The organism is Ramlibacter sp., assembly GCF_035706265.1.
Lineage (GTDB): Bacteria > Pseudomonadota > Gammaproteobacteria > Burkholderiales > Burkholderiaceae_C > Ramlibacter.
Genome location: NZ_DASSVG010000521.1, coordinates 1 through 2,856 on the forward strand (window position 1 = coordinate 1; position 2,856 = coordinate 2,856).

Below are 2,856 nucleotides of genomic sequence, written 5' to 3' on the forward strand. Positions count from 1 at the left end.
CGACCCATCGCCGGATTCCCCAAAGCTGCGTGCTGGCAGCAGCGGGGATCCCCGGGGATGGGGAAATTTCCCCCCGCAGCAATGCGGCGGCCCGGGCAGCGTCCTCGCAAGAGGCGCTGCCCGCGGCGTTTTGGGGCAGGCCTGAAAAATGCTGAGGTCAGTAGATCAAGGACCCACGTGAACCGACGCCCCCACCTGATCCCAGCCGCCTTGCTGCCTTCGATCGCCAAGGCTGCGGCCCAGGCCGACCTCGCGCTGCTGCCCCCGCCGGGCGGCACGGTGGCCCTCCACGTCGTCCTCGGATGAAGAAGAACCGGTTTCGCAAGGAGAGCGAAGTGTTGCCCGCCCGGGAGTGCCGTTCCTGCATGCCTTCACCGGCATGGCGCTTCTGGGCGGGCGTTTTTTTCGCTTGGCCCCCGCGCGCCGGTGCACCGCGGGCGCTCGCCACGCGAACGCATGCCACGCAGGCCGGCCGGCCCGCACGAGGGCCCGGCGGCCGGCAGACCGGAGCGGGAGCAGGAAGGCGGCGCTGGCCGCCTCAGGCGCGCGCCTGCGCGCCCCAGGCGTAGTTCGCCAGCCAGGCGAAGCACCAGCCGGCGACGCCGCCAAGGACGTCGAGCACCGCGTGCGAGACCGACGGATGGCGGCTCGGGATCCAGAGCTGCACGACCTCGGTGGCGACCCCGAGTGCCAGCAGCCCGAGGGCCGCGCGCCATGCCGGAGCGCGGGGTCGCGCGATCCAGATGAAGACCCCCAGCAGGCCGAAGGCCACGGCATGGTCGGGGTTGCCTCCGGGCGCGATGCTGTGCACGAAATACGCGATGCCATCGACCAGGGCGAACTCGTTGCGCAGGTACTCGATCACGCCGTACGGCACCACCATCAGCAGGAGCACGCCGATGGTGGCGAGGAGCAGCATCACGCGCAGGGCGGCGGAGAGGGCGGGAAGGAACAAGGTGGCCATGGCGTACCTCAGCGCTTGATCGAGATGACCGGCCCGGGGCGGGCGGCCGGAGTCGGGGTGGCCGTGCCCGGCGTGCCGGTGTCGGCGGACGTGGGCGTCGCGGTGGCGGGCGCGCCGGGGTTCGCCGTCGCCCCCGGGCCCGACGCCGGCGTGCCCGGGGGCATGCCGGTGGCCGGATCCACCGCAGCGGCGTTCGGGTTGCGCGGCGAGCCGGGCAGGTTGTCGGCGATGAACAGCCAGTCGGAATACTGCGTGGCACCCTTGAAGTCGCGGAACTTCGCCGGGAAGTTGTCCTGCTTCAGGGGCGTGTCGTCGGAGCGGCTGCGCACGCCGCCGATGCGCCCGTCCTCGGCCAGCACGGTCTGGAAGCCTTCGCGCGTGATCGGGTCGGCATAGAGCTGGCGCAGGTGGTGCCGCGGGATGGGGAAGCGGCGGTCCTCCAGCAGGTCCTCGAGCTGGGCGGGGAACTGGCGCGCGCCCGGCGACTGCATGTAGTAGGAGCGGATCGCGCGGGCGTACTGGTTGCCCACCCACAGCAGCTCCTTCTCGCGCGCGCGCCGGCTGGTGAGGCTCCAGGTCTCGCCGGTGCCGGCCAGGCCGATGCCGAGCAGCACCACCAGGAACAGCACCGTCAGGTAGGTGAAGCCGCCTTGCGCGCGCGCCTTACCAGCTCGCATACGGAGTGCCGTCCTTGCCGTTGCCAGGGGCGCCGCTGCGCACGTCCTTCACGCCGCCGGACTGGCCGGCCTCGCCGCCGGTTTCCACCACCCATTGGTCGACGGCGCCGGTGATCGGGTCGGCCGGGATGCTGCGCAGGTACTTGGCGCTCACCAGTTCCTCCAGCGATTCCGGGTACTTGCCCAGGTCGCCCTTGTAGTGGTCGATCGCCGTGCGCATCACCGACAGGCTCTGCCGCAGCGACGTCTCCTTCGCGTTGTCCAGGCTGGCGAAGTAGCTGGGCACCGCGATGGTCAGCAGCGTGCCGACGATCGCGAGCACGATCAGCAGTTCGATGAGGGTGAAACCCCTGGCGCGCTTGTCCATCACCACTCCCGGTAGAAGCTGCCGTCCAGGGCCTTCTGGTTGGACATCGAGCGGACGTCGTAGATGTCCTTGCCCGAGCTCGGCGCGTCGGGCGGGCTCTCGGAGCTGCGCAGCAGCCAGGTCTGCGCGGGCGGCAGGCTGTGGTCGGCGAAAGGATCGCGCGGCACCCGGCGCAGGAAGTAGATCTTGGCGCCGGTGGCGCTGCCCTTGTCGATCACGCCGCTCACCAGCTCCTCGAGGCTGGTGGGGTAGCCGCTGTCGGTGGCGGCCTTGGCGATGCGGCCCTGGTCGGCGGCGTCCTTGTAGGCGTCGAGCGCATCGCGGATCTGCATCAGCGCCGCCTTCAGGTCCTGCTCCTTGCCGCGGCGCACCACGGTCTCCGTCACGGGCGCGGCCAGCGCCGCCAGCAGGCCGATGATGGCCACGGTGACGACCAGCTCGATCAGGGTGAATCCGCGCTGCGACGGGCGTTGCATGGTCAGGGCTCCACGGCGAGATCGGCGGCAGCGGTGGCCGGTGCCGGCACGATGCGGTTGTTGGGGCCGATCGCGGAGAAGCCCACGATCCGCACCGGCGCGGACGGCGCCGCCGCCACGCCCTGCACCCGCACCTGCACCAGCGCGCCGTCGCCGGAGACGCCTTCGCCTCCGGCCGGGCGGGCGATGCCCACGAACACCATGCCGGCAGCGTCGTCGCGGCGGGCGGAGAAGGTGGTCTGGGCGCCGTCGGCCTTGAGCAACTCGCCTTCGCTCACGTCCAGCACCTTGACCGCCTTGGGGTCGTAGGCGATCTGGAACGCGGTGCTGACGAGGGGCTGGTCGGCCTTCAGGTGCAGGGTGATGGTGGAT

The 2,856-nt window shown here is 71.3% G+C and carries 6 protein-coding genes; 1 reads left to right on the forward strand and 5 read right to left on the reverse strand.

Annotated features, from left to right (window positions below):
* Positions 1 to 177 precede the first annotated feature (177 nt).
* The gene (locus VFM98_RS18630) at positions 178 to 306 is read left to right on the forward strand and encodes a hypothetical protein (protein ID WP_325111391.1); all 129 of its coding nucleotides are present in this window, start codon (positions 178 to 180) and stop codon (positions 304 to 306) included.
* 232 nt (positions 307 to 538) lie between these two features.
* Here VFM98_RS18630 and VFM98_RS18635 read toward each other — a convergent pair whose 3' ends face one another.
* The 5 genes from VFM98_RS18635 to VFM98_RS18655 all read right to left on the reverse strand — a co-directional run.
* On the reverse strand, positions 539 to 964 hold the full coding sequence (locus tag VFM98_RS18635; protein WP_325111392.1) for a VanZ family protein: 426 nt from the start codon (positions 962 to 964) through the stop codon (positions 539 to 541).
* Between the two features lie 8 nt (positions 965 to 972).
* Complete coding sequence (locus tag VFM98_RS18640) at positions 973 to 1,641, reverse strand: type II secretion system protein (protein ID WP_325111393.1); 669 nt, start codon at positions 1,639 to 1,641, stop codon at positions 973 to 975.
* Positions 1,628 to 2,008, reverse strand: coding sequence for a type II secretion system protein (locus VFM98_RS18645; protein ID WP_325111394.1), 381 nt, complete (start codon positions 2,006 to 2,008; stop codon positions 1,628 to 1,630). Before VFM98_RS18645 ends, VFM98_RS18640 begins: the two co-directional genes overlap by 14 nt.
* The gene (locus VFM98_RS18650; protein WP_325111395.1) at positions 2,008 to 2,484 is read right to left on the reverse strand and encodes a type II secretion system protein; all 477 of its coding nucleotides are present in this window, start codon (positions 2,482 to 2,484) and stop codon (positions 2,008 to 2,010) included. Before VFM98_RS18650 ends, VFM98_RS18645 begins: the two co-directional genes overlap by 1 nt.
* A gap of 2 nt (positions 2,485 to 2,486) precedes the next feature.
* On the reverse strand, positions 2,487 to 2,856 hold a 370-nt coding region (locus tag VFM98_RS18655), incomplete at its 5' end, for a cohesin domain-containing protein (protein WP_325111396.1).

Coding starts and splice junctions, on each gene's coding strand:
- VFM98_RS18650 (WP_325111395.1), bottom strand. CDS start 2,484: ATGCAACGCCCGTCGCAGCGCGGATTCACCCTGATCGAGCTGGTCGTC.
- VFM98_RS18640 (WP_325111393.1), bottom strand. CDS start 1,641: ATGCGAGCTGGTAAGGCGCGCGCGCAAGGCGGCTTCACCTACCTGACG.
- VFM98_RS18635 (WP_325111392.1), bottom strand. CDS start 964: ATGGCCACCTTGTTCCTTCCCGCCCTCTCCGCCGCCCTGCGCGTGATG.
- VFM98_RS18645 (WP_325111394.1), bottom strand. CDS start 2,008: ATGGACAAGCGCGCCAGGGGTTTCACCCTCATCGAACTGCTGATCGTG.